The sequence below is a fragment of the Providencia sp. M-27 genome (assembly GCF_011077905.1).
In the GTDB taxonomy this organism is placed as follows: Bacteria; Pseudomonadota; Gammaproteobacteria; order Enterobacterales; family Enterobacteriaceae; genus Providencia; species Providencia huaxiensis.
Genome location: NZ_JAALBT010000003.1, coordinates 211,268 through 235,525 on the forward strand (window position 1 = coordinate 211,268; position 24,258 = coordinate 235,525).

At 39.7% G+C, this 24,258-nt stretch carries 20 protein-coding genes; 7 read left to right on the plus strand and 13 right to left on the minus strand.

Annotation, left to right across the window (positions count from 1 at the left end):
- The first annotated feature begins 128 nt into the window (after positions 1-128).
- On the plus strand, positions 129-1,244 hold the full coding sequence (gene ydiK, locus G6Q48_RS06915) for an AI-2E family transporter YdiK (RefSeq protein ID WP_166265289.1): 1,116 nt from the start codon (positions 129-131) through the stop codon (positions 1,242-1,244).
- A 710-nt stretch (positions 1,245-1,954) separates the two neighbouring features.
- Here ydiK and ppsA read toward each other — a convergent pair.
- Positions 1,955-4,333, minus strand: coding sequence for a phosphoenolpyruvate synthase (gene ppsA, locus G6Q48_RS06920; protein WP_102140648.1), 2,379 nt, complete (start codon positions 4,331-4,333; stop codon positions 1,955-1,957).
- Between the two features lie 262 nt (positions 4,334-4,595).
- On the opposite strand from ppsA, the gene ppsR reads away from it, so the two are divergent.
- The 5 genes from ppsR (at position 4,596) to G6Q48_RS06945 (ending at position 11,462) form a co-directional block, all read left to right on the plus strand.
- Positions 4,596-5,459, plus strand: a complete 864-nt coding sequence (gene ppsR / locus G6Q48_RS06925) for a posphoenolpyruvate synthetase regulatory kinase/phosphorylase PpsR (RefSeq protein WP_102140647.1) — start codon at positions 4,596-4,598, stop codon at positions 5,457-5,459.
- A gap of 123 nt (positions 5,460-5,582) precedes the next feature.
- Positions 5,583-6,632 carry a 3-deoxy-7-phosphoheptulonate synthase gene (locus tag G6Q48_RS06930; RefSeq protein WP_102140646.1) on the plus strand — a complete coding sequence of 350 codons (1,050 nt, stop codon included), beginning with the start codon at positions 5,583-5,585 and terminating at the stop codon, positions 6,630-6,632.
- 372 nt (positions 6,633-7,004) lie between these two features.
- Complete coding sequence (locus tag G6Q48_RS06935; RefSeq protein WP_166265292.1) at positions 7,005-9,161, plus strand: TonB-dependent receptor domain-containing protein; 2,157 nt, start codon at positions 7,005-7,007, stop codon at positions 9,159-9,161.
- 122 nt (positions 9,162-9,283) lie between these two features.
- Positions 9,284-10,333: a ChuX/HutX family heme-like substrate-binding protein gene (locus G6Q48_RS06940; RefSeq protein ID WP_166265295.1), complete on the plus strand. Its 1,050-nt coding sequence runs from the start codon at positions 9,284-9,286 to the stop codon at positions 10,331-10,333.
- 757 nt (positions 10,334-11,090) lie between these two features.
- The gene (locus tag G6Q48_RS06945) at positions 11,091-11,462 is read left to right on the plus strand and encodes a helix-turn-helix domain-containing protein (RefSeq protein ID WP_004910390.1); all 372 of its coding nucleotides are present in this window, start codon (positions 11,091-11,093) and stop codon (positions 11,460-11,462) included.
- Between the two features lie 236 nt (positions 11,463-11,698).
- On the opposite strand, the gene G6Q48_RS06950 is transcribed toward G6Q48_RS06945, so the two are convergent.
- The 11 genes from G6Q48_RS06950 to btuC all read right to left on the minus strand — a co-directional run bounded on the left by G6Q48_RS06950 (position 11,699) and on the right by btuC (position 22,679).
- A complete protein-coding gene (locus G6Q48_RS06950) occupies positions 11,699-12,715 on the minus strand; it encodes a lipoate--protein ligase (RefSeq protein WP_166265298.1) in 1,017 nt (338 codons plus the stop codon).
- 63 nt (positions 12,716-12,778) lie between these two features.
- Positions 12,779-13,267: a C40 family peptidase gene (locus tag G6Q48_RS06955; RefSeq protein WP_166265301.1), complete on the minus strand. Its 489-nt coding sequence runs from the start codon at positions 13,265-13,267 to the stop codon at positions 12,779-12,781.
- Between the two features lie 82 nt (positions 13,268-13,349).
- Entirely contained in the window at positions 13,350-13,757 is a 408-nt protein-coding gene (gene arnF / locus G6Q48_RS06960; RefSeq protein ID WP_102140641.1) for a 4-amino-4-deoxy-L-arabinose-phosphoundecaprenol flippase subunit ArnF, read from the minus strand.
- A complete protein-coding gene (arnE, locus tag G6Q48_RS06965; RefSeq protein ID WP_102140640.1) occupies positions 13,754-14,101 on the minus strand; it encodes a 4-amino-4-deoxy-L-arabinose-phosphoundecaprenol flippase subunit ArnE in 348 nt (115 codons plus the stop codon). Before arnE ends, arnF begins: the two co-directional genes overlap by 4 nt.
- A complete protein-coding gene (arnT, locus tag G6Q48_RS06970; RefSeq protein WP_166265304.1) occupies positions 14,098-15,756 on the minus strand; it encodes a lipid IV(A) 4-amino-4-deoxy-L-arabinosyltransferase in 1,659 nt (552 codons plus the stop codon). The genes arnE and arnT overlap by 4 nt, the downstream gene beginning before the upstream one ends.
- A 7-nt stretch (positions 15,757-15,763) precedes the next feature.
- Positions 15,764-16,657, minus strand: coding sequence for a 4-deoxy-4-formamido-L-arabinose-phosphoundecaprenol deformylase (gene arnD, locus G6Q48_RS06975; protein WP_166265307.1), 894 nt, complete (start codon positions 16,655-16,657; stop codon positions 15,764-15,766).
- Positions 16,657-18,642 carry a bifunctional UDP-4-amino-4-deoxy-L-arabinose formyltransferase/UDP-glucuronic acid oxidase ArnA gene (gene arnA / locus G6Q48_RS06980; RefSeq protein ID WP_102140637.1) on the minus strand — a complete coding sequence of 662 codons (1,986 nt, stop codon included), beginning with the start codon at positions 18,640-18,642 and terminating at the stop codon, positions 16,657-16,659. The genes arnD and arnA overlap by 1 nt, the downstream gene beginning before the upstream one ends.
- Positions 18,642-19,634, minus strand: a complete 993-nt coding sequence (gene arnC, locus G6Q48_RS06985; RefSeq protein WP_102140636.1) for an undecaprenyl-phosphate 4-deoxy-4-formamido-L-arabinose transferase — start codon at positions 19,632-19,634, stop codon at positions 18,642-18,644. Before arnC ends, arnA begins: the two co-directional genes overlap by 1 nt.
- Positions 19,634-20,779, minus strand: a complete 1,146-nt coding sequence (gene arnB, locus G6Q48_RS06990; RefSeq protein ID WP_166265310.1) for a UDP-4-amino-4-deoxy-L-arabinose aminotransferase — start codon at positions 20,777-20,779, stop codon at positions 19,634-19,636. Before arnB ends, arnC begins: the two co-directional genes overlap by 1 nt.
- Positions 20,780-20,898: 119 nt before the next feature.
- Positions 20,899-21,672 (minus strand): vitamin B12 ABC transporter ATP-binding protein BtuD, encoded by a 774-nt coding sequence (locus tag G6Q48_RS06995; protein WP_242685786.1) that lies wholly within the window; start codon positions 21,670-21,672, stop codon positions 20,899-20,901.
- Positions 21,673-21,677: 5 nt separating this feature from the next.
- Entirely contained in the window at positions 21,678-22,679 is a 1,002-nt protein-coding gene (gene btuC, locus G6Q48_RS07000; protein ID WP_166265437.1) for a vitamin B12 ABC transporter permease BtuC, read from the minus strand.
- Positions 22,680-22,792: 113 nt separating this feature from the next.
- Here btuC and G6Q48_RS07005 point away from each other — a divergent pair, with 113 nt between their 5' ends.
- On the plus strand, positions 22,793-23,905 hold the full coding sequence (locus tag G6Q48_RS07005) for a RhoGAP domain-containing protein (protein ID WP_166265316.1): 1,113 nt from the start codon (positions 22,793-22,795) through the stop codon (positions 23,903-23,905).
- A 52-nt stretch (positions 23,906-23,957) separates the two neighbouring features.
- On the opposite strand, the gene ihfA is transcribed toward G6Q48_RS07005, so the two are convergent.
- Entirely contained in the window at positions 23,958-24,254 is a 297-nt protein-coding gene (gene ihfA, locus G6Q48_RS07010; protein ID WP_004263721.1) for an integration host factor subunit alpha, read from the minus strand.
- Positions 24,255-24,258 lie beyond the last annotated feature (4 nt).

Genomic DNA, 24,258 nt, shown 5'->3' on the forward strand with positions numbered 1-24,258 from the left:
CTGATGACATTGCCATCATGAACCATACCACAATATTGTTTTTTTTAACCGTGAAAAATAATTACGTTATTTTCACCTAAAAATTTGCCACACACGCAGAATTTTCATTTGTAAAGGATCAATCATTAATGGAAAAATCGCAAAAACGCTTGGATCTTCCCAAACTTATTTTCGGCCTATTATCCATCGTTTTAATGATAGCAGCCTGCTTTTGGGTACTTAATCCATTTATTCTTGGCTTTGTATGGGCTGGAATGATGGTCATTGCTACTTGGCCACTATTATTAAGACTAGAAGCTCGCTTATGGCACAAGCGCTGGCTAGCGGCATTAGTGATGGTTCTTCTTATATTACTGCTATTCGTTATCCCATTAGGTATTCTAATCGGCAGTATTATTGAAAATAGCACCCCACTCATTGATTTAGCCAAATCACCGTCAAGCCTAACATTACCTGATTTAGAATGGCTAAATACCATCCCAATGGTCGGTGAGAAAATTTACTATGCGTGGCATAGTTTAGTCGCTAGTGGTGGTAATGCTTTACTGGCTAAAATTCAACCCTACTTTGGCCAAGCTGCGGGGTGGTTTGCCACGCAGGCCATTAGCGCAGGAAGATTTATTTTTCACTTGATGCTAATGTTGCTATTTAGTGGCTTGCTCTACCTTAAAGGCGAATCTGTCATGGTTGGCATACGTCACTTTGCTGTTCGTCTCGCAGGGATCCGTGGGGATGCTGCCGTCGTATTAGCAGCACAATCTATTCGAGCTGTTGCCCTTGGTGTCGTCGTGACTGCGCTAATTCAGGCCATAGTCGGTGGAATTGGCCTCGCCCTGTCAGGTATCGGTTATGCGGCAATTTTGACTGTCTTATTGTTTATTTGCTGTGTGGCACAGTTGGGGCCTCTACTCATCATGGTGCCATCTGTCATTTGGCTGTTTTGGACGGGTGATACAACCTGGGGAATTATTCTTGCGATATGGGCCGCTGTTGTTGCTACCATGGATGGTGTTCTACGCCCATGGTTAATTAAAATGGGTGCAGACTTACCAATGGTTCTGATCCTTATTGGTGTTATTGGTGGGATCCTATCATTTGGTATGATTGGTTTGTTTATTGGTCCAGTTGTATTAGCAGTTTCATATAGCTTACTAAAAGCTTGGATGAACGAAGTCGCGGTTCCAAATGAAGACTTAACAGAAACTGAAAAGTTTCTAGAAGAAGAGTTTTTGATTAAAAAGTAGCATACCACTAATTAGTTGCAGGCATGTTCAAGCAATACATGCCTGCTAACTTAATAAATCCCGTTTCATTAATATTTAGAAACAATATTTAACATTCTAACGTTAGTATTTAGGCTAATTTATGTTAACATAAATCTATTGAATTAATTCTCTTTAAGTAACAATGATTAATATTAATATTGAGAGTGTTCTTAATGATTGTATAATATGAATAGTTTAACATTTGATTATTCAATCATATAGATCTACAAAGCTATGCCATCCCCTTTTAGGCGTGGTTTTATTAACTGAATTGCTGTGTGTAGTCTTTGCCTGTCAGCCCATGATAGGCTTTTTTTTTATCTTAATTTAATATGAATACTATTCATGTCCCAATCAGAATATCAGCTTATAATTATTGATTAACATCAATTTCTGACATTATTATCAGTAATCTTACTCCTTTAGCGTTATATAATTAATTAATCTTCGTTACACTTATTTAGGGTATACTATCCTTTTAAAACTTAATACTCACAATGAGAGTAATTATATTTTATTTACGCTTAGCTTATACCTAAAAAGTATTATGCGGACAGTTATCCAGAACTGTTTAATATTAATCTACTTATAATAGTATTTATCAATTTCTATAATAGGCAGTTTTAATCAAGTAAATGCAAAGGCTGAATGTAATTCACATTCAGCCTGATAATTAATAAACGAGATAACTATTGATTTTCAGCTATTGTTAGCCACGTTTGTACGACAGTATCAGGGTTTAAAGATAAGCTATCAATACCTTCATCGACCAGCCATTGGGCGAAGTCTTGATGGTCGGATGGCCCTTGACCACAAATACCTACATACTTATTTTGGCGTTTTGCAGCTTGTATTGCCATGGATAACATCGCTTTAACTGCATCGTTTCGTTCATCGAATAATTCAGAAACAACACCTGAATCCCTATCAAGGCCTAATGTTAACTGGGTCATATCATTCGAACCGATAGAGAAACCGTCAAAATGTTCGAGGAATTGGTCAGCCAGTAAAGCATTTGATGGTATTTCACACATCATAATGACTTTTAAGCCGTTTTCACCACGTTTTAAATCATGTTTCGCCAGTTCTGCTATCACTGACTCCGCTTGTGCAACTGTCCGCACAAATGGGATCATGACTTCAACATTCGTTAGACCCATAGTATTACGAACACGTTTAACCGCTTCACACTCTAATGCAAAACAGGCGCGGAAGCTGTCAGACACATAACGGCCAGCACCACGGAAACCTAGCATTGGGTTCTCTTCTTCAGGCTCATAAATATCCCCACCGACTAAGTTGGCATATTCATTTGACTTGAAGTCAGATAGACGAACAATAACGCGTTTTGGCCAAAAAGCCGCGGCTAGAGTCGAAATTCCTTCGGTTAATTTGCCAATATAGAACTCAATTGGGTCATCATAACCTGCCATCATTTGGCGAATTTCTGCTTGTAGCTCAGGAGATTGCTTATCAAACTCCAGCAGCGCTCTTGGGTGAACACCAATCATACGATTGATGATAAACTCAAGTCTCGCTAAACCCACGCCTTCATTAGGTAAGCAAGCAAAATCAAATGCACGGTCAGGGTTGCCGACGTTCATCATGATTTTGACATCTAGATTTGGCATATCACTCACTTCAGAGCTGTGAATTTCAAACGCCAGTTTTCCTTCATACACAAAGCCCGTATCACCTTCCGAACAAGAAACGGTCACCTCTTGGCCTTCGTGCAAACGGTCAGTTGCATCACCACATCCTACAACAGCTGGAATACCTAATTCGCGAGCAATAATTGCGGCATGGCAGGTACGTCCACCACGATTTGTGACAATCGCAGCGGCTTTTTTCATGATAGGTTCCCAATCAGGGTCAGTCATATCGGTAACGAGTACATCACCGGCCTGAATTCTATCCATCTCACTCAAGTTATGAATGACTTTAACAACCCCAGAACCAATACGATGACCAATTGCACGTCCTTCAACTAAAACTTGTCCTTGTTGTTTTAATTGATAACGCTCCATCACTTGTTGATTAGAGCGAACGGTTTCTGGCCTTGCTTGGACAATATACAAACGCCCATTATGACCATCTTTTGCCCACTCAATATCCATTGGGCGACCGTAGTGCTTTTCAATCTGTATAGCTTGGCGTGCAAGCTCTTCCACTTCGAGATCAGTTAAAGAGAAACGATTGCGTAGCGCTTCTGGCACATCTTCGATTTGTACTTGTTTACCGTGCTCTTTACTGTTGGCATACACCATTTGTAATTTTTTAGAGCCCAGTGTACGACGCACAATCGCGGGACGGTTATTGGTTAGTGTTGGCTTATGAACATAAAATTCATCTGGGTTCACAGCGCCTTGCACCACCATCTCACCTAAACCATACGCAGAGGTGATAAATACGACTTGGTCGAAACCCGATTCAGTATCAATCGTAAACATAACACCCGATGAGGCTAAATCTGAACGTACCATACGTTGAACGCCCGCGGACAACGCTACACCGCGGTGGTCATAACCTTGGTGAACACGATATGAAATCGCACGGTCATTAAACAGTGAAGCAAAAACGTGTTTGATCGCAACTAATACTGCGTCTATCCCTTGAACGTTAAGGAATGTTTCCTGTTGCCCTGCAAACGAAGCGTCAGGCATATCCTCAGCGGTTGCCGATGAACGGACAGCAAATGAGGCTTCCGCTTCACCTTCTGACAATTGCGCGAATGCATCACGAATATCTTGTTCCAACTCCTTCGTCAGTGGGGTATCAATCACCCATTGACGGATCTGAGCACCTGCTACAGCCAGTTGGTTCACATCATCAATATCCGTTTCATCTAGCAGGTTATAAATGCGCTGATTTACACCGCTCTGCTCCAGAAAATCATTAAACGCCTGTGCGGTTGTCGCGAAACCGTTAGGTACGGATACTCCCAGATCAGATAAGTTAGTGATCATTTCACCGAGAGAAGCATTTTTGCCTCCTACACGGTCAACATCATTCATCCCTAATTGGTTATACCAAAGTACATTACACGGAGTGAGGCCATTTGTGGACATTGAAAGCGATCCTTTTATAGCAATTTAGTGACAGAGTACAAATCGTAAAAAATCTCGTTGGCGAAAATTCGCCTCGTGAAATAGACTAGCACAGACGATAAGAGAAGATGGACTGGTGAATCGTTCCATCACTGAAGAAAACTTTTTTGTTCTAAAAATCGTTCAAAAAATGGCTATAGTTCCCCCTACAAACTAATTTTTAAACTTTAAACAAAGATAATATCTCCCAATATCCAGTGATAAATACAATAAGAGACGAATAATGATGACCGAATTAGGAACAATGAATAATATGGCAAGCCAAGTTCAACGCACTGTTTTTTTTATTTCTGATGGGACAGCAATCACCGCTGAAACTTTGGGACACGCCGTACTTTCTCAATTTCCTCTGTCATTTATTTCTTATACTCTGCCGTTTGTGACAAGCGAAGCCCGCGCCCAGGAAATTAAACAAAAAATTGATATTATTTTCCAAGAAACCCAGTTGCGCCCTTTAGTGTTCTATTCGATTATCTCCCCTGAAGTAAAGCAAATCATCACCCAAAGTGCCGGATTTTGCCAAGATATCGTCCAAAGTTTAGTCGCCCCAATTCAAAAGGAAGTTGGCCTAGAACCCGAGCCGAAACTCAATCGAACTCATGGTTTGTCTATGCAGAATATGAATCAATATGATGCACGTATAGCTGCCATTGAATACACTCTAGCTCATGACGATGGGATTTCTTTACGTAATTTAGACCAAGCCCAAGTGATACTTATTGGTGTTTCACGTTGTGGTAAAACGCCAACAAGTCTCTATTTAGCGATGCAATTTGGTATCCAAGCCGCAAACTACCCATTCACGGCTGATGATATGGATAACTTACAGTTACCTGTAGCGTTGCGCCCATATACTCATAAGTTATTCGGTTTAACTATCAGCCCTGAACGGTTAGCGGCCATTCGTGAAGAGCGCCGTGAAAATAGCCGTTATGCATCCATCAGGCAATGTCGTATTGAGATAGCGGAAGTGGAAGCTTTATTTAGACAAAATAAAATCAATTACTTAAATACAACGAACTATTCTGTTGAAGAGATTTCTGCAAAAGTGATTGATACCATGGGCTTACAAAGACGAATATTTTAATCAATACTAATAAAAAAAATATTCATTCCTGCTAAGTTGGAGGTTGAAATTAAGCCACATTCGTTTATTGTGATCTTAATCACTTATAGGGCATATGCCTATTAAAGTTTTTTGAGAAAGAAAATGCACAAAACTGATGAATTACGTACTGCGAGAGTGGATAGCTTAATTACCCCACAAACTCTCGCTGATGAATTTCCTATTTCCCAAAAAGTTGCTGACAACGTGACAACGTCACGTAAACGAATTGAACAGATTCTATCTGGTGAAGACCCTCGTCTACTTGTCATTGTCGGCCCTTGTTCGATTCATGACATCGATGCCGCTATTGAATACGCGAAAAAATTAAATGTATTAAGAGAACGTCATCAAGACCGTTTAGAAATTGTCATGCGAACTTACTTTGAGAAACCGCGTACTGTCGTTGGCTGGAAGGGGTTAATTTCAGACCCTAACCTCGACAATTCTTGCCAAGTCAATACAGGCATCCGCTTAGCACGCAAGTTACTGATTGAAGTTAACCAATTAGGGCTAGCTACAGCAACCGAATTTCTTGATATGGTTACTGGACAATATATTGCAGACCTCATTAGTTGGGGAGCTATTGGAGCCCGTACAACAGAGAGCCAAATCCATCGTGAAATGGCATCCGCACTGTCTTGCCCTGTTGGTTTCAAAAATGGGACTGACGGTAATATAAATATTGCTATTGATGCGATAAGAGCGGCAAAAGCACAGCATATGTTTTTATCACCGGATAAAAACGGGCAAATGACGATTTACCAAACCAGTGGTAACCCGCATGGGCATATAATTATGCGTGGCGGTAAACAGCCTAATTACACTGCCGGTGACTTAGCCGCAGCTTGCGACAAACTACGTAAATTTGAATTACCAGAGCATTTAGTGGTCGATTTCAGCCATGGTAATTGTCAAAAAATTCATCGTCGCCAACTCGAAGTTGCACGAGATATTGCGGAGCAAATAAAAGATGGCTCGACCGCTATCAGTGGAGTGATGGCAGAAAGCTTCTTAGTTGAAGGCACACAAAAAGTGGTTTCTGACCAACCGTTAGTTTATGGCCAATCTATTACCGACCCATGTCTTGGTTGGGAAGATACCGAACAACTTATTGAAATTCTTGCTCAAGCTGTTGAGTCACGCTTCAAATAAGCTTAATAACGCCAATCTATTTCTTACAATAAGCCTTTTAGTGAAGTAAAAACTAAAGGGCTTTTATATTTTATAATAAATATAATTATCATTTAAATATAACCAAAACGATATAATAATTTAATCATTTAAACAAAAACAGCATTTTAATCTAAAAAATTCTTGACCCACCTCTCACTAACGATAATAATTCTCACTACGAACTAATTTATCCGTCAGGTAACCCGTAGCCTAGCCCTTGCTATTCGCTGCAACATTACAGAGCCAACTAGTTCAAATAAACAAATACGCTGTACAAATACTCATTGCATGCCACCCAGATAACTTATCCAGGCAGCCAGCAAATTCTGAAACCAAAGGAAAGGATTTCCTATGCTGTTTAAATCGATGCCTGCATCACTCCATCAAAATCATAGAATATCACTCTCAGCTCTTACTGCTACTGTCGTAATGACCGGGTTTAGCCACACAGTCTTGGCTGAAAATTCATCGACTCCAAAAGCAATGTCAAAAACGGATACCCGCGACATTATTCACGTTTCTACCTCACCTCTTAGTTTAGAGAATATCGCTGTAGCAGAACAAGTCGATGTAATTGATGCAAAAGCACCTGAATATCAATCTGCAACATCCGCCTTAGATTTACTAAAAGGCCAAGCTGGGGTATTTGTTTCTGGTTCCAATAGCACTTATGGCCAGGGCATTCAAATGCGAGGTTATGATTCACGAGGTGTTAAAGTCACTGTTGATAATATCACCCAAGACTTTTATTCCGGCTTATATGAAGCCACATTTATTGACCCCACCTTAATAAAAAAAGTCTACGTCCATAAAGGCGCATCATCTGTACATCATGGCGGCGGTGCATTAGCTGGAGTTGTCTCATTCAAAACAATAAATGCAGCTGACATATTAAAGCCAGGGCAAAAACTCGGTGGCCAGGTATTCAGCGGTATTAACCGTAATGACCACGGTTACTATGCAGGTGCAACGCTGTTGGGCAGAACTGAATCAACGGATACCCTATTCAGCTATAGTCAACGTAAAAAGTACCTACTCGGCTCACCCGAATTTGAAGAAGTTGATAATACTGAACAGCTAAGCAACTGGATGCTCAAAAGTAGTTGGCTTGCCCACCCTTCATATAACTTGACGTTACAATTAAAAGAATACCGCAACAACAGTTTAGGGGTAAAACAACCCGCTAAACCTTCAGAAAAAAATAGATATCCAAATACACCGCATGAAAGGCAAAGCCATCAGCGAGATATTGCCATTAGCCAATTTTTTACACCCAAAAATGAGATAAATTGGCAAGCTCAGTGGGATGTTTATTATACAGATTTATATTTAGATCAAACTGATACAATTAAGGTCAAGAGCAAACCAAAAGAGTATGGCTCTGAAGCGCGAAATCAATATACCTATGGGACTAAATTTACTAATAGCTTCACGTTACCTATGTATAACTGGGTAAATCATCATATTCAAAGTGGTTTCGAATATTATCAGCAAAAGCAAACGTCGAATCAGTATGCAATAAGTTATCCACCGGCAGAACTCGACAACATGTCAGGCTGGTTGGTCAATGACATGACATTGCATCAATTACCGTTAACTTTATCAATTGGAACGCGCTTTACACAATACCGTGCATCGAGGGATAATTTCCCTGAAAGTAAACATACCAACTTGTCATCCCGTATGGCTGTTAGTATTACTCCAACCCATTGGCTCAATCTTTTTTCATCATACGCTGAAGCATACCGTACCCCACGTATGTCCGAGCTTTATAACAATTCAAACCATTTCACTATACCCTTTTTTGGCACTTCCTCGAACTTTCGCCCATCGCCTGATTTACTTCCAGAAACGAATAAAACCCTCGAAACAGGCGTAAAATTCAGTTTTGATGGGGTACTTATTGATAATAGCGACCTTCAATTTGGTTCAACCTACTTTAAGACCAAATCTAAAAACCATATTGCCCTTGAAGGCCTCTATACGCCAAGGTATGGCCAATGGTTCCCCGATGAACTTTATTATATCAATATCCCCAGCGCATCCATTTATGGCATCGATAACTTTATAAGCTACAGAACACCGTGGTTTGAATTAAATATCAATCACAATAAAACCACAGGTAGAGAAGACGGCTCTCATTATTCTCTTTCGTCTATACGCCCTGAAACACTAACGACTCGATTCAATGTACCGGTTGCTAGTACTGGCTTTACTCTAGGTTGGATAGGGGAATTCTCTGCAAGAACGCAACTTCAAGGTAATGATAAATATAAAAAGTGGCATCACAAATCAGGCCAAGGTTTAGATCGTTATCATAAAGAAGTCATTCAGCATGCTGGCTATAGCATTCATGATTTTTATGTGAATTACCAAGCAGATCAGTTCATTAAAGGATTAAGTTCAACTCTCACAATGAAAAATGCATTTGATAAGCCGTATGTTTCTTCAATGGGAGTTCCTCAAGAAGGCCGAAACTTTTATATCAACATGAATTACAACTGGTAGTTAAGTAGTAAAAAAACATGTTATCAACTGATTTTATTCATTTTATCAACAGTATAAAAATAAATCAGTTGATAACGCTTCACTGTGTCTTGTCATTTCATTAAGGAAAAAAGGAAAAATTTGTGAATTCAAACCTCTATCATGATTACCTACAAGCTAAAAAAACGTACACTCATAAGCACTCCCAAGAAATAGCGGCCTTACTTGGCGTATCTGAAGCCCAGTTAATTCATTGTCGTGTCGGTAAAGATAATGTTCAACGATTGGTCAGCAAACCCGTTGATATCTTGCAAGGTTTAACCACGATAGGGAAAGCTATAGGGATCACTCGCAATCAGTATGCTGTTAGTATTCAAACGGGCGCATATAATAACCCGAAATTTAGCAGCCATGGTGGGCTATTTCTAAACCCTAAAGCATTAGACTTACGTATGTTCTTTGCGCAGTGGAGTTCAATTTTTGCACTCACTGAAGAAACGCCAGAGGGAACTCGCCACAGTATTCAATTTTTCGATAAATATGGTGATTCTTTACACAAAGTCTTTTCCACCGACAACACGGATATCGCTGCTTGGCAAGCCATAATAGAACGCTACAACACATCAGAAAATCCGCCTATCGAACCTAAAACAATTCCGCCATTTTCAGAACAGAAAATCAGCGAAGAACTCGCCTCTCAATTAGAACAACAATGGCGTGAGATGACAAATGTTCATCAGTTTTTTGGCATATTAAAGAAACACAATTTAAGTCGTCAGCAAGTTTTTCGTGTAGTTAGCAAAGAATTAGCATGGCAAGTACCTTCAACGGCCTTATCTGATCTGCTTTCCCTTGCATACCAAGCACAAAATGAAGTGATGCTCTTTGTAGGAAACCGTGGATGCGTGCAAATATTTACAGGAAAAATAAATGAACTATCATCACTCTCTGTTGAAAGCTCTCAAACTGATTGGTTAAATATTTCAAGTACAAACTTTAAACTTCATCTCATTGAAAGCGGCATTTCTGAGTGCTGGGTCACACGTAAGCCAACTAAAGATGGCTTTGTAACAAGCCTTGAGGTCTTTGATACCCAAGGTAACCAAATTATTCAAATGTATGGCCAGCGCATAGAAGGCACACCAGAACAAATAGAATGGAGCAAACAAATTCTTTCTATATCACGTATTTGATAAAAGAATAATAAAAAGATAAACGGGCTTCTAATGGTAATTTTCTGGATCCTTTCCTATCAGAGATAGTGGATTAAGCTAGAGATGAAATTTGCCATAGAACCCTTTACCTGATTTATTCATAGCAACAACATAAACCGCTTTTGCGGTATAGAAATAACATAATTGTCTACTACTCACATATACTCTAAATAATTCGAGTTGCAGCTAGGCGACAAGTGAAGAGAGACCGATGAGCATACATGAGTATGTGATCCGGCGAGCTGAGCGAGGTCAACAACGCTGCAACTTGAAATATGACGAGTATAGTACATCATACTTACCGTATTCTATTGATTATTACTCCCCGAAATACAATTATGGTCTTCTCCCACCAAAACAATTACCTCGGAATTTCCTGTTTATTGTTATAGAAAAATGATTATAAATGAAACAATAATTTTTCAATTATTTACTTGGTTAATAATTTCGAATGGCTTAATCAATTTTCTTGAACGTAATAAGACGTCTGTCTTGTCATCACCTAAACAAAACACCAAAAGAATATAATCACTTGAATTAAAACAATTTTAAACATACAATGATGAATGTTTAAAATGTTAATTTTTTCAACATCTATTGTACTGATAGTTATTCTCATTAAAAAACCGCACGTTTAGCCTATCGATATATCGGAAAAACAGGAAGAATAGACCCTAATTTCGTGAGTTATTATTAGTTATTAATGAACAATAGCCTACTTGAGTAGGAGGTAAATATGTCAGAAAGTGTAGTCAACGATATTGTTAAATGGCTTGAAAGCCAGTTGCAGCGCAATGAAGGCATCAAAATCGACACAATTGCCGATAAAAGCGGTTATTCAAAATGGCATTTACAGCGTGTTTTCAAAGAAATGAAAGGTTGCACGCTTGGCGAATACGTCCGTAAACGTCGTTTATTAGAAGCGGCCAAATCATTACGTGAAGGCAACTTACCTATTCTTGATATCGCATTGCAATATGGCTTCAGTTCACAGGCAACATTTACCCGTATCTTTAAAAAGCACTTTGATACAACGCCTGCAAAATTTCGCCAATCGGGTGAATTACCTGAATGCAAAAACTTTATGACTTGTAGCTGTCATAACTGATTATTTTAGAACGTCCCTTCCTATTAGTTATTTGCAATTTTGTAGTCTATGTCTGAGCCGATTATATCGGCTCAAGGTTGTTGACAAAGCGAGATAAAAGTGTGATTTTTCCCGCTTTGTGTTATCAGTCGAAAATCAACAAATTGATTTTCCTCTTTTATTTTCAATAACCTATTAGACTGCCGCTAAACATAAATGTTTGTCGCCAGTCTGAGCCGATTATATCGGCTCTTTTTTTAACTTAACTCATGGACTAGCCAGTTTTCCAAATCAGCTAACTGCTCCTGCAATTGTGGCCATTTAACGGCCATCTCTTTGCTCAAAGAGCGTATCGTTTCTGTTTGATAGGCTTTACCCGATAATTGCTCACTTAACCACTCCAAAGGGGATGGGTCTAAGCTATCTGTAAAAAACTGGCAGCGATTTATCACACCTTTTTCGATATCAAAATGAAACTCAATTCCTCCCCAAGGAAAACGGGTATCAGAATAGTGAGAGAAAGCGGGTGCTTGTCCAAAATTCCACTCCCAACTACTTTGTTTAGCGAAGGTTTCTGCAAAATTTGGCAAGTCAGGTAATTTTTCAGGGGAGATATACTCTGCTTCGACCGTTTCACCGAAGTAATTAAAAAAACTCTTAATGATTCCTTCGCAAACAATTTCATGAGAGATATGGGGGACAAGCTCAGATAAATTAGCCACTCGAGAACGTACAGATGTGATCCCTTTTGCCTGTAATTTTTTAGGATCTGGATTCAGGTAATTTGCTAAGCGACCTAAATCTGCGTTAATCAGTAAGGTTCCATGGTGAAAACCTCTATCTTTCGTTTCTCGGTATGCAGAACCCGAAATTTTTCGTGGGCCACTTTCAGTATCTAAGACTAAATCATTACGACCTGATATTTCTGCGTTAATACCGACAAGTGCTAGCCCATCAACAATAATTTGTGTAGAAACCGTTTTGTCATACTCCGGCTTTCCTGCCATAAACGTAAAACACGTGTTACCTAAATCATGAAAAACAGCGCCACCGCCACTGCTACGCCGGGCTAAACGGACATTATCTTCTTCCATTTTTCGAGTATTACACTCTTTCCACGGATTCTGCGCACGCCCTATAACTACCGTGTCAGCATTTCGCCAGAGAAACATAACACGTTGGTCAGTTGGCATTTGTCGGAAAATAGTTTCTTCAACCGCAAGGTTAAACCAAGGGTCGTAGGATCCAGAGATGAGTAAACGTACTGTTGACATTAAGTTATCCTTAAAACAAAACTTGCTCTTAAGATAACATAATCACTGAATAAAATAGTGAATTTAGATGCGCCTTGCCTGCCAAAACACTTTTCGCCAATAAACGTTATCCATTGATGAGCGGATCACCCCTTTACTCGTTGACGCATGAATGAATGTATTATCGGTATCGTAAATACCCACATGTAGCCCATTCTCTCCTGAGCCCGTCCTAAAGAAGACTAAATCCCCTGGCATCAAATCAGATTTATCAATACGTGTGCCTAATTGAGTTTGATCCACCGTTGTGCGAGGTAGTTGAATGGCGAAGCGATCATTAAATGTGCGATAGACAAAGCCGGAACAATCGACACCGTTTTGATTCATTCCACCATAATGATAAGGCGTGCCATACCACTGCTCTAGCTGGTCTTTTAATTGTGCTATCGTCATGATTGGATCTGATAACTGTGTTTTTAACGGTGGTGGTGGCGTTCTTTTAACAGGCGTTGATGCACAACCAATTAAAACTAAACACAGTAATAGTGGTAGGTGTTGTATTTTAATAACCATAAAGCACCTTATTTATCTATCTCATTACGATAACTTGCTTATATTATAGTGCGTGATGACGATAATATAAGCAACTAAGAAATTATTCTGTTCTATCACTTGATGATTTATTGGGCCGGCTAATTAGCCATACCCCTAATAAAATAAAGCCAATACCAGTGGCCTTTAACCCTGTAGCGGGTTCATTAAACCAAGGTAAGAAAACTGCTAATAAATAAACAAAAACATAGCTTAGGCTAATAAGCGGGTAAGCTTTATTCAATGCTATGTATTTTAATGCTAATAGCCAACATAACATCGATAACGCATAACAAACTAACCCTAAAAAAATAATTCCTAAACTAGCAATATTAGCGAGTAACCAATCAAATTGTAGCCAATGCCAGCCAAGTGTGAATGAGGGTAGTTCAACTACCCCTGCTTTTAAGCTCAGTTGAGCGACTGTGACTAATAACGCACTGCCAATCACCCATAAATACCCCTTATTCATACGCTGATACTCATTAGCAAAATACCAAACATAATGGCCACAACCCCCAACCAGTGGTTAAGCCCTGTTTGCTCTTTATACACAAACTGGCCAATTAGTGTAATTAATACAAAATTAATACTTAGCATTGGATAAGCAATACTCAACGGCATGGTTTCCAATAATTTCAGCCAAAACAACATGCCAAGTCCTAGCATGAAAACTGCCAGCACCAGCCACCGAAGGGCTGATGCTGTTTTATTGGTTTTATTACTCTGCCAATTGACGACGGCTTGCTTTTGAGCCACTTGCCCAACACAGGTCAAAACGCTAACCAGCAATAACAGCAATAGTTGTGCAATCATTGTTGATGGTATACCACAATCGCCATACGTGAATTTTTAATGACTTCATCTGGTTTAGGAATGTCCGGTAACCCTTCTTTACGGCCTAATAAAAAGACAACGGTTACCTGCCCTTCTTTGCGTGCTTTTTCTAACCACTGTGCAAATTGATCTGGTTTAATTAAGCGATGTTGGCTATCTGGGTATTCCAAACCATACCTTAGCTCTCCACTGCTATTGTATAAATAGATATTGGAATTTTGCGTTTCCCACGCAAGGCCTGCTGCGACCCCAACATTACTCGCCATCAAATATTTGCTATTCATCAGTAGATCATGATTTTGATGAATAAAGTTTTGAGGCAGTTTAGAATCAATGGTGTTGTTCGGTAGAGCACTACCAATACACAAGCTTACAGCTAAAGAACATGATGCTGCCCATAGCCAATACTTTGCATTTAATACTGTACATAGGTAACCAATAATCGCCCAGATAGAAAATGCCACAACCCCCAATACCATTTTTGACCATTCATCAGGTTCGTACAGTGGCTTTTTGATCACCGTGCTCACGACAATTACCGCTATAACAGCTGCAATTCCTAATACAACATTAATGATCCCATTGGCTTTCAATGCGTTCATTTTACCATTACGAACGCAGTCAACCCCATACTTCGCCATAAGCAATGCCAGTGGTGCCATAAACGGCAACATATACGTGGGTAATTTACCACGGGAAATACTGAAAAAGATGACTGGGACAACAAACCAGCACAGCAAGAAAAACATATCAGGGCTAGATTTCCGTTCTTTCCAGCCTTTCATGATCGCACCCGGTAGCAAGCCTGCCCATGGGATCGCACCAAGAATAATAATTGGAATATAATACCAAAACGGTGCTATATGCTGAGCGTCATCTGCCGTGAAACGCTTAATGTGCTCAATCCAAAAGAAATAATGCCAATAATCAGGCTCTTGTTTTGCAACTGCTAAGGCCCATGGCAAGCTGATAATAACCGCAGAAATGATTGCGAGAGGCCCATACTTAAGTAACTCAAGGAACCGCTTTTGGTAGATTGTGACAGGAAGCATGACAATCACTGGAATAGCGAGGGCTAAGAAGCCTTTAGTCATAAATGCCATGCCACATGCTAGCCCAAGGCAAAGCCATGCCGCTAATTTAGATTTGACTTCCCTCGACTTCATTGCCCATAAGCAACAAAACATACTTGCTGCTATCCATAAGGACAACATTGGGTCGAGCACACTGTAGGTCCCGATGGAGAATACTAAGAACATCGAGATATAAATGAGGCTTGCAACATAAGCAACGTGGTTATTACGCCACATCATTTTTGCCATACGATAGACAAGTAATGCACTAAGAAGAATACAAAAAACCGAACCAAAACGAACAGCAAAGTTAGTTTCACCAAAGATCATTTGGCTAATATTGTTTATCCAGTAACCTGCTACTGGCTTTTCAAAATAACGCACATCCAGCATGTAAGGAACAACCCAATCTCCACGCTGTAACATTTCACGGCTAATTTCTGCATATCGTGTTTCATCTGGTTGCCAAAGTAAACGGCTATCTAACGGCAACAAATAGGTTAAGATAAAAAAAAGAGCCAGCAGAGAGGCTCCTACTTTGCTCGCTCGGTTATTCAACATAGGTTGCTTATTCCTCTTCTTGGCAGCCTAACCAGCCTTCACGTCCGGGGAATGGTGCCCTCACCACACGCCCTTTTGGCAATGAATTCAAATCATCTGGCAGTAATTCACTTAATGTACAGAATTGGATTTCTTCTTGAGTAATTCGTTCCAATAATTGTGAAAATTGTTCCGATTTGGACATTCCTTCCACTTCTGTGTGGATAGTATAAACTGGAACGCCTTGATCTTCTTTAATTGCTTGAAGAATAAAATCATTAAATGCGTCATCACTCACGACTGTTCCTACAACTTCATCGTAAGTCGGCAGTGTGACAGGGATTTGAACTGTCCCAAGTGAGTCATCGGCTAAAATTGGCCTAAATGGATATTTACCACGACAATCACTATTGTAGTCAAAGTTAAACATTTGTTTAACTTCTAACACTCGCTCATCACCTCGCCAACCAGCAACGGCCGAACAAGTCACACGATGCCCAATGGCTTGCTCTAACGCATCAACACCTAACTTAACTTGCTCAGTCAGCTGTGATTTGCTCCATTTGGCAACTTTAGCCTGCCAACCTTGATGATCCCATGCATGTAAGCCAACTTCATGGCCAGCATCCAAAGTTTGTTTCATCAAGTAGCCTAAATCCTTAGCAATTTTTTTACCCGGCCATGCTGTGCCCGCTAATAAGATATCTAACCCATAAAGGGATGCTGCGTTCGACCTAAGCATTTTCCACAGAAATTTAGGACGCAAAAGGCGCCATAAATGGCGCCCCATATTATCGGGTCCTACACTGAAGAAAAAGCTGGCCTGAATATTATGCTCTTTGAGCACTTTGAGTAACTGTGGAACCCCTTTTAAAGTACCTTGGTAGGTGTCCACATCAATTCTCAAGCCAACTTTTTTCATTAGTCTTTATTACCTAACTCTTCAACTGCACCTTGTAAGAAGAAATCTAATGTTTCTTCAATGGTATCTTTCATATCGATAGTTGGAACCCAATCAAGTAAACGACGTGCATTTTCAACACTTGGTTTACGGTGTTCAACATCTTGATACCCTTGGCCATAATAGCTGCTGCTTTCGATTTCACGGAAGCCCGCAAATGGAGGGAATTTTCCACGTTGTGGGTGTTTTTCGAAGCTTTCCAACAACATTTCTGCTAATTCACGAATACTCGCTTCATTTGTTGGATTACCGATATTGATGATCTGGCCATCACATTTACCATCTTTATTTTCGATGATACGGAACAATGCTTCGATGCCGTCTTTAATATCTGTAAAACAACGTTTTTGTGCGCCGCCGTCAACCAGTTTAATTGGCGAGCCTTCAACTAAGTTTAGAATTAACTGAGTAATAGCACGTGAGCTACCAATACGTGCAGAATTCAAGCTATCTAAGCGAGGTCCCATCCAGTTGAATGGACGGAATAAGGTGAATTTCAAACCTTCTTTCGCACCGTATGCCCAAATCACTCGGTCAAGTAATTGTTTAGAAACTGAGTAAATCCAACGTTGTTTATTGATTGGACCAACAATTAAACGTGACTCATCTTCATCAAACTCTTTATCATCACACATACCATAAACTTCAGATGTCGATGGGAAGATGATACGTTTGTTATATTTCACGCAGTAACGTACAACTTTCAAGTTTTCTTCAAAGTCTAATTCGAAAACGCGTAGTGGGTTACGGGTATATTCAATTGGCGTCGCAATCGCAACCAGAGGGAGAATAACATCACATTTTTTGATGTGGTATTCAATCCATTCTGTATGGATGCTAACGTCACCTTCAATAAAGTGGAAACGTGGGTTACCAATGAAACGCTCAATTGCAGAAGAGCCGATATCCATACCATAGATATCGTAGTTACCATCTTTTAACAGGCGTTCTGTTAAATGGTTACCAATAAAGCCATTCACACCTAAAATAAGAACACGTGTGCGACGCTTAACTTGTGCTGTTGGTTTCGCACCAACGCGGACATCAGTCACAATCCCCATTTCGTTAGCAAGGCGGTTACCTTGCATATATAAACCGGTCTCACTTTGACCGCTAACAACTTCGATAGCACCTTGGCCACAAGCGATACGCAGTGGGTCACTCGAAAGTACCGTACCTGCCGGTTTACCTTGGTTGTCATCTAAAACGCGTGCGCGCCAAATAACCATTTTACGTGCACCTAAATAAGTGAACGCACCTGGATAAGGTTCAGTCACTGCACGAATCAAGCAGTTAACTTCTTTTGCGCTGTTGTTCCAGTTAATCAAGCCATCTTCAGCGGTACGACGACCAAAGTACGTTGCTTGGCTTTCATCTTGTGCAACGGCTTTGTAACTACCTGCTTCGATTAATGGCAGTGTTTTATCCAATAAAACTTCCGCTGCTTCACGGACTTTCGCATGTAAAGTCAGGCTAGTGTCTGTATCGGTAATAACCACTTTTTCTTGAGCAATGATATCGCCAGCATCTGCCTTAGCGACCATTTTATGTAAGGTTACACCTGTTTCGCTTTCACCTTTTAATAATGCCCAATTAATAGGTGCACGGCCGCGATATTTAGGTAGCAATGAGCCATGTAGATTAAACGCACCTTTAGGCGCGATAGCTAACAGCTCTTCACTTAACATATCACGATAGTAGAAAGAGAAAATGACATCGGGTTTCATTTCGCGAATACGTTCAATCCACAATGGGTGATTAACGTTTTCAGGCGCAAAAACAGGAAGTTCCATGTCAGCACTTAAACGCGCAACTGAGGAGTAAAAGTGGTTTTCATTTGGGTCATCAGTGTGTGTAAACACTGCTTGGATATCAAAACCTGCTTTTTCAAGCGCTTTTAGCCCTACGCAGCCAATATCATGATAGGCAAAAACAATAGCTTTCATTAGTCTTCTTCCTGATTTTTGTCGGATTTCGCATCTGCTCCAACGACTTTTTGAATAAAATAACGAGGTCTCGCGCGCACATCATTGTAGATCCTACCGATGTATTCGCCCAGTAGCCCCATGGCAACAAATTGCGCACCAATAAACATAAAGAGTACTGCAAACAGAGTGAATACGCCATCTGCAGCCCACTCTGCGCCAAAAATTAAACGCAATGCAATTAACAATACCGCTAATAAAAAACCGCCAATCGCGATAACACTTCCGACAACACTCAATAAACGCAGTGGTGCCGTAGTTAGGCAAGTTAATAAGTCATACATTAAATTAATCAGCTTCATAAAGCTGTATTTAGAATCACCAAACTCACGTTCTGCATGCGCTACATCAATTTCAATAGTTCTACGTGCAAATGTATTTGCTAAAATAGGAATAAATGTACTTCTTTCATGGCACTGCAACATCGCTTGAATGATATGACGACGGTATGCACGAAGCATACAACCGTAATCGCCCATTGAACGCCCAGTTGCTTTCGTGATCATCGCATTAATCATTTTAGAGGCTGTTTTGCGAAACCAAGAGTCTTGGCGATTCGCACGGCGCGTACCAACTACATCATAACCTTGCATTGCAGTTTGGACTAAACGTGGGATTTCCTCTGGTGGATTTTGTAAGTCTGCATCCAAAGTAATCACTAAGTCGCCATCAGCTTGGTTAAAGCCCGCCATAATAGCAGAATGTTGACCGTAATTGCGGTTTAAAATAATTGCAATGACGTGGTTGTCAGGATTTTCCGCTGCTTCTGTAAGCATTTGTGCTGAACGATCGCTACTACCATCATCAACTAGAATTAATTCATAGGATTGAGTTAATTGTTTACATGACTTAATAGTACGTTCCAATAACTGTGGTAAGCTCTGCTCTTCATTATAGACAGGGATTACTACTGAGACTTTTTTAATCTCATCAAATTCATCTGCGTGTGACACTATTTTGACTCCAAAAGAACTGCTTCTACAGCTTTAACAACCCGTTCAACATCTGCATCAGTCATATCGGGAAATAAAGGTAACGAACACAATGTGGCGCTATTCCATGTTGATTCTGGTAAAACTAATTCAGGATATTTTTCGCGATAATATTTTTGAGTATGTGCAGCGCGAAAATGCAACCCTGTTCCAATATCATGCTCTTTCAATTTTTCCATGAATGTATCGCGATCAATGCCACATTCGGCTTTATCAACACGTACCATAAATAAGTGATTCGCATGTAAATGTGAGTAACTAGGGACACTCAACATTTGTAAAGGGGAGTTTTTCAGTAACTCACGATAACGAGCCGTAAGCTCAGCACGACGCTGATTCAATTGCTCTACTCGTGATAACTGCACTACGGCTATTGCGGCATGGATATCAGACAAATTATATTTAAAACCGGGCTCAACAACTTCAGCTTGTGGTTTGCGGCCTTGCATTTGCCTATCAAATGCGTCAACGCCTAGGCCGTGGAATTTAAGTGTGCGCACACGCTGAGCGAGCTCATCGTCGTCTGTTGCAACTAACCCACCTTCCGCACAGGTCACGTTTTTAATCGCGTGAAATGAGAAAATAGACGTTCCCTTTTCACCAATCCACTCGTTTTTATATCGTGTACCAACGGCATGCGCAGCGTCTTCGATTAAAGCCACACCCGCTTTTTGAGCAATTAAGCGTAACGCGTCTAAATCACAAGGTGCCCCAGCATAGTGTACTGGAATAATTGCTTTGGTTTTTTCCGTTAACGCATTTTCCACCGTTTCAGGTTGGATCATCAGTGTGTCGCGATCAACATCAATCATGACAGGTGTTGCCCCAAGCAACTCAATCATATTGATTGTTGACACCCAAGTTTGAGAAGGTGTAATAACTTCATCACCAGGACCAATACCCAATGCCATTAATACAACATGCATACCTGCTGTTGCTGATGACAATGCAATTGCATGTTTGCAGCCATAGCGCTTACAAAAATCGTCTTCTAGCTGATGATTCTGTGGGCCCGTTGTTATCCAGCCTGAACGCAGAACGTTTTCTACTGCTTTGACCTCTTCATCACCAATTGCCGGTTTTGAAAATGGTAAGAAATTGCTCATATTGTTTATAGCCTAGTTTTCATTGTGAATAGAATATTCTAGTTAATTATACTTTAACCGAACCTCAACACCTGCAAACATTGCGGTATTATCATGCAAAAAGGTGTGATACAAACAACTCATTGCGCATCGACTAAATTTATAACCTGCCATACTCGGTGAGATGTGCTGTGCGCTAACTTAATTTCAGACATAAATATGTCAGATAATTTTTTTTCTGTCATGACGCACTCTGGTTTCCCTATTACAACTAACTGCCCTTGTTTCATCATCCAAATACAAGATGCATTTTTATACGAATGACTAAGGTCATGACCACTCATTATAACGGTTCCTAAGCAATCACAAAAATATTTAATCCATTTATCAAGCATTGATTGCTGAATAATGTCTAAATTATTGGTTGGCTCGTCCAATAATATAAATTTTCCTTCGCATTGCTGGCTGTCCCAGACCTGCAAAAATGCAGCTATAATTCGAACTCTCTGCCATTCTCCACCAGAAAGTTGGCTAATAGGCTTACTTAATAGTGATGTGAGTTGAAAGTCTGTACATAATCGTTCAAAAATACCTGTAGAAAATATTGTGTTAGGCGAAAACAGGGCAACATATTGAAAAACTTTAAGTATAGGGGGGGAGTTAACCAACTGTGAAAGATAAGCACGTTGTTGGCTCAATTGAGCAATACGATACTGCCGTATACTTTTTCCACCTATTAAAATATCGCCATCCACAGGTAAATAGCCACTTATTGCAGCTAGCAATGTACTTTTCCCCGCACCATTAGCACCCAATAGATGAATTTGTTGTCCAGCCAGGACTTGAGTTGAAACATTAACTAGTCGAGTATCGATGGTAATATTTTTAATATCAATAATCAGTTTATTATCCATCACTTTTACCGCCATTGTTGGTGACGAATTAACAAGAAAATAAATATCGGTGCCCCTAGCGTTGCCGTAATAACACCAATAGGAACTTCAGCATTGGCAATTAATAACCGAGACAGTAAATCTGCAGTTAATAACCCTAACGCCCCCGCCACAGCAGAACCAATTAATAATACGCGGTTATCTGTTAAACCGCTTAATCTCAATATATGAGGAATAACTAAACCAATAAAACTTATTGCCCCCGCTATCGCCACACTAAGACCAATTAATACACCACTAATAATAATTAATATAACGCGCCATTTATGAATTGAGATACCTAATTGATAGGCTTGTACCGTTCCCAATGAAAGATAATTTAGTATATTTCCTTGAAAAAGTGCCCAAATTAAAAATGGTAAACAGCCAATAACAAGGCCAATTTGATGCCAACCAATCCCACTAAAACTTCCCATCATCCAATACAATAACTGTCGCAAATCAAGATTACTGCTCATATACACCATCCATGTCATACAGGCACCACTAATCACACCGAGTGCAACACCGACAAGCAATAAACTGGAGTTATTCAAGTTCTTACGACGAGCAAAATAGAGCAATATGGAAGTAAAAAATAGTGCTCCCATAATTGAGCTAATACTTAATAGCCAATAATGCGTCACGCCTGAAGACAATAGTACCGTAAATACCACAGCAACACCCGCACCATTGCTTACTCCCAATAATCCTGGTTCGGCTAATGGGTTCTCAAATAAGGCTTGCATGATAGCGCCTGTGACTGCAAGAGAAGCACCGACAATTATCACGGCTAATAGGCGCGGAAAACGAATTTGCCAAACAAAAAGCTGGGCACTTTCCCCTACCAATTGGTTTGGCCAATACCATATTTCCCCAACACAAAGGTAAAAAACGGATACGATACACAGACTGATAACCACCATAATAATCAAGCGTAAATCTGTTACCTTCTGTATTTTTTTCAAACGCTCCAGTTGGTTAGTTATCATGATAATAAATGTTTTTTCATTAGGTTAAGGAATTATAGCTTTTTATGTAAGAGATAGCATATGAATGAATCTAAACTCATTTTGATTTTTTTTACTTTGGAGTAATACATATGATTTTTTCTAAAATAAATAATGATGCAAATACTATACCCCCTAATAAAGCACAATCGTCTGAGCAAAGAAAAAATACGTCTTTTACTCATTCGATAAAGGCCATTAAAAATACAGGAATGAATTTTTTTATATCTACTTATCAAAAATTCACATTCATGCTAAGACATATGTTTGACAAAATTGAGATTATAGATAACCCAGTATACGTTAAAAATACTACAAGCTTACCACTATCTGTCAATAACCCCCCCCCTGCCAACTCTGTAAATCAACATCTTGTGCCAACTCATACTGAGCAGCCCCAGAAATACAGCGAACTTAAAACAAGTAATTTGTCAAACCATAGCCCAGTTAAAAAAGAGGCTTGTGATGCCGAAAGGATCTACTTAAATAATCAGAAATTAATCAACCAGTATCCTGGCGTACCCGAGGATAAAAAAACAGAATTTCATTCCATGAATACGATGATTTTTGATTTACTAAGTAGCCCGACACATATTAAACAAGAAGGTATCTTCAGGAAGAGCGGTGCTAGTACTAAGATATCTAATCTTTTAGTGAAACTCACCAATAACCCAAGCTTTAGTCAACAAGCACTAGAAGATAATCACTTGACGCAAGATGAACTTACTGGTGCGATTAAAGCATTACGAAACAAAATATTAATCAAGCAGCCAAATGAAGAACACAAACTTAAAGAATTAATAAATAAATATAAGGAATCAATCCATCAAGAAAATGAAACAAAAGAACATGTTAAAAATATGGCGCCGAACAAGCGAGATAAAATTTTACGGATAGCCAAAAACAATGCGGATGAAAGATTACCTGAGCTGCAAGAACTACCATTGCATCTACAAATTTGTATGCCACTATTTGTTAAAATTGCTATGCATTCAAAAGAAAACAAAATGGAACCAGAGAATATTGCCATAGCTATTGGCGGAGGGTTGTCATCAAATAAAAGAACAGCTGATGAAGAAAATAATTTCAATAAATTAAGTAAAGCGAAACAAACTACATTCATGATGGAAGAAAAAGCTCTTCATGATTACGCGAATAAACTTCTTACGACGCTAATAGATAGAGAACTAAAACAATTTGTGTGACCCAAAAACAAAAGACCGCCTAGGCGGTCTTTTTTCATATCAAACGATATAATTACTCTTTCGGCGTTGCTTTTTCTACACGGCTTTTTAATTTTTGGCCTGGGCGGAAAGTAACAACACGGCGTGCAGTAATTGGAATATCTTCCCCAGTTTTTGGGTTACGTCCGGGACGTTGATTTTTATCACGTAAATCAAAGTTACCGAATCCAGATAATTTTACTTGCTCACCATTTTCTAAGGAAAGGCGAACCTCTTCAAAGAAAGTTTCGACAAGGTCTTTAGCATCACGTTTGCTAACACCCAGTTTTTCAAACAAATTTTCTGACATTTCAGCTTTAGTAAGCGCCATAGGT

Excerpts from the sequence above, each read along its gene's own strand:
- ydiK (WP_166265289.1), top strand. The coding sequence starts at position 129 with ATGGAAAAATCGCAAAAACGCTTGGATCTTCCCAAACTTATTTTCGGC.
- ppsA (WP_102140648.1), bottom strand. The coding sequence starts at position 4,333 with ATGTCCACAAATGGCCTCACTCCGTGTAATGTACTTTGGTATAACCAA.
- ppsR (WP_102140647.1), top strand. The coding sequence starts at position 4,596 with ATGATGACCGAATTAGGAACAATGAATAATATGGCAAGCCAAGTTCAA.
- G6Q48_RS06930 (WP_102140646.1), top strand. The coding sequence starts at position 5,583 with ATGCACAAAACTGATGAATTACGTACTGCGAGAGTGGATAGCTTAATT.
- G6Q48_RS06935 (WP_166265292.1), top strand. The coding sequence starts at position 7,005 with ATGCTGTTTAAATCGATGCCTGCATCACTCCATCAAAATCATAGAATA.
- G6Q48_RS06945 (WP_004910390.1), top strand. The coding sequence starts at position 11,091 with ATGTCAGAAAGTGTAGTCAACGATATTGTTAAATGGCTTGAAAGCCAG.
- G6Q48_RS06950 (WP_166265298.1), bottom strand. The coding sequence starts at position 12,715 with ATGTCAACAGTACGTTTACTCATCTCTGGATCCTACGACCCTTGGTTT.
- G6Q48_RS06955 (WP_166265301.1), bottom strand. The coding sequence starts at position 13,267 with ATGGTTATTAAAATACAACACCTACCACTATTACTGTGTTTAGTTTTA.
- arnF (WP_102140641.1), bottom strand. The coding sequence starts at position 13,757 with ATGAATAAGGGGTATTTATGGGTGATTGGCAGTGCGTTATTAGTCACA.
- arnE (WP_102140640.1), bottom strand. The coding sequence starts at position 14,101 with ATGATTGCACAACTATTGCTGTTATTGCTGGTTAGCGTTTTGACCTGT.
- arnT (WP_166265304.1), bottom strand. The coding sequence starts at position 15,756 with ATGTTGAATAACCGAGCGAGCAAAGTAGGAGCCTCTCTGCTGGCTCTT.
- arnD (WP_166265307.1), bottom strand. The coding sequence starts at position 16,657 with ATGAAAAAAGTTGGCTTGAGAATTGATGTGGACACCTACCAAGGTACT.
- arnA (WP_102140637.1), bottom strand. The coding sequence starts at position 18,642 with ATGAAAGCTATTGTTTTTGCCTATCATGATATTGGCTGCGTAGGGCTA.
- arnB (WP_166265310.1), bottom strand. The coding sequence starts at position 20,779 with ATGAGCAATTTCTTACCATTTTCAAAACCGGCAATTGGTGATGAAGAG.
- G6Q48_RS06995 (WP_242685786.1), bottom strand. The coding sequence starts at position 21,672 with ATGGATAATAAACTGATTATTGATATTAAAAATATTACCATCGATACT.
- G6Q48_RS07005 (WP_166265316.1), top strand. The coding sequence starts at position 22,793 with ATGATTTTTTCTAAAATAAATAATGATGCAAATACTATACCCCCTAAT.
- ihfA (WP_004263721.1), bottom strand. The coding sequence starts at position 24,254 with ATGGCGCTTACTAAAGCTGAAATGTCAGAAAATTTGTTTGAAAAACTG.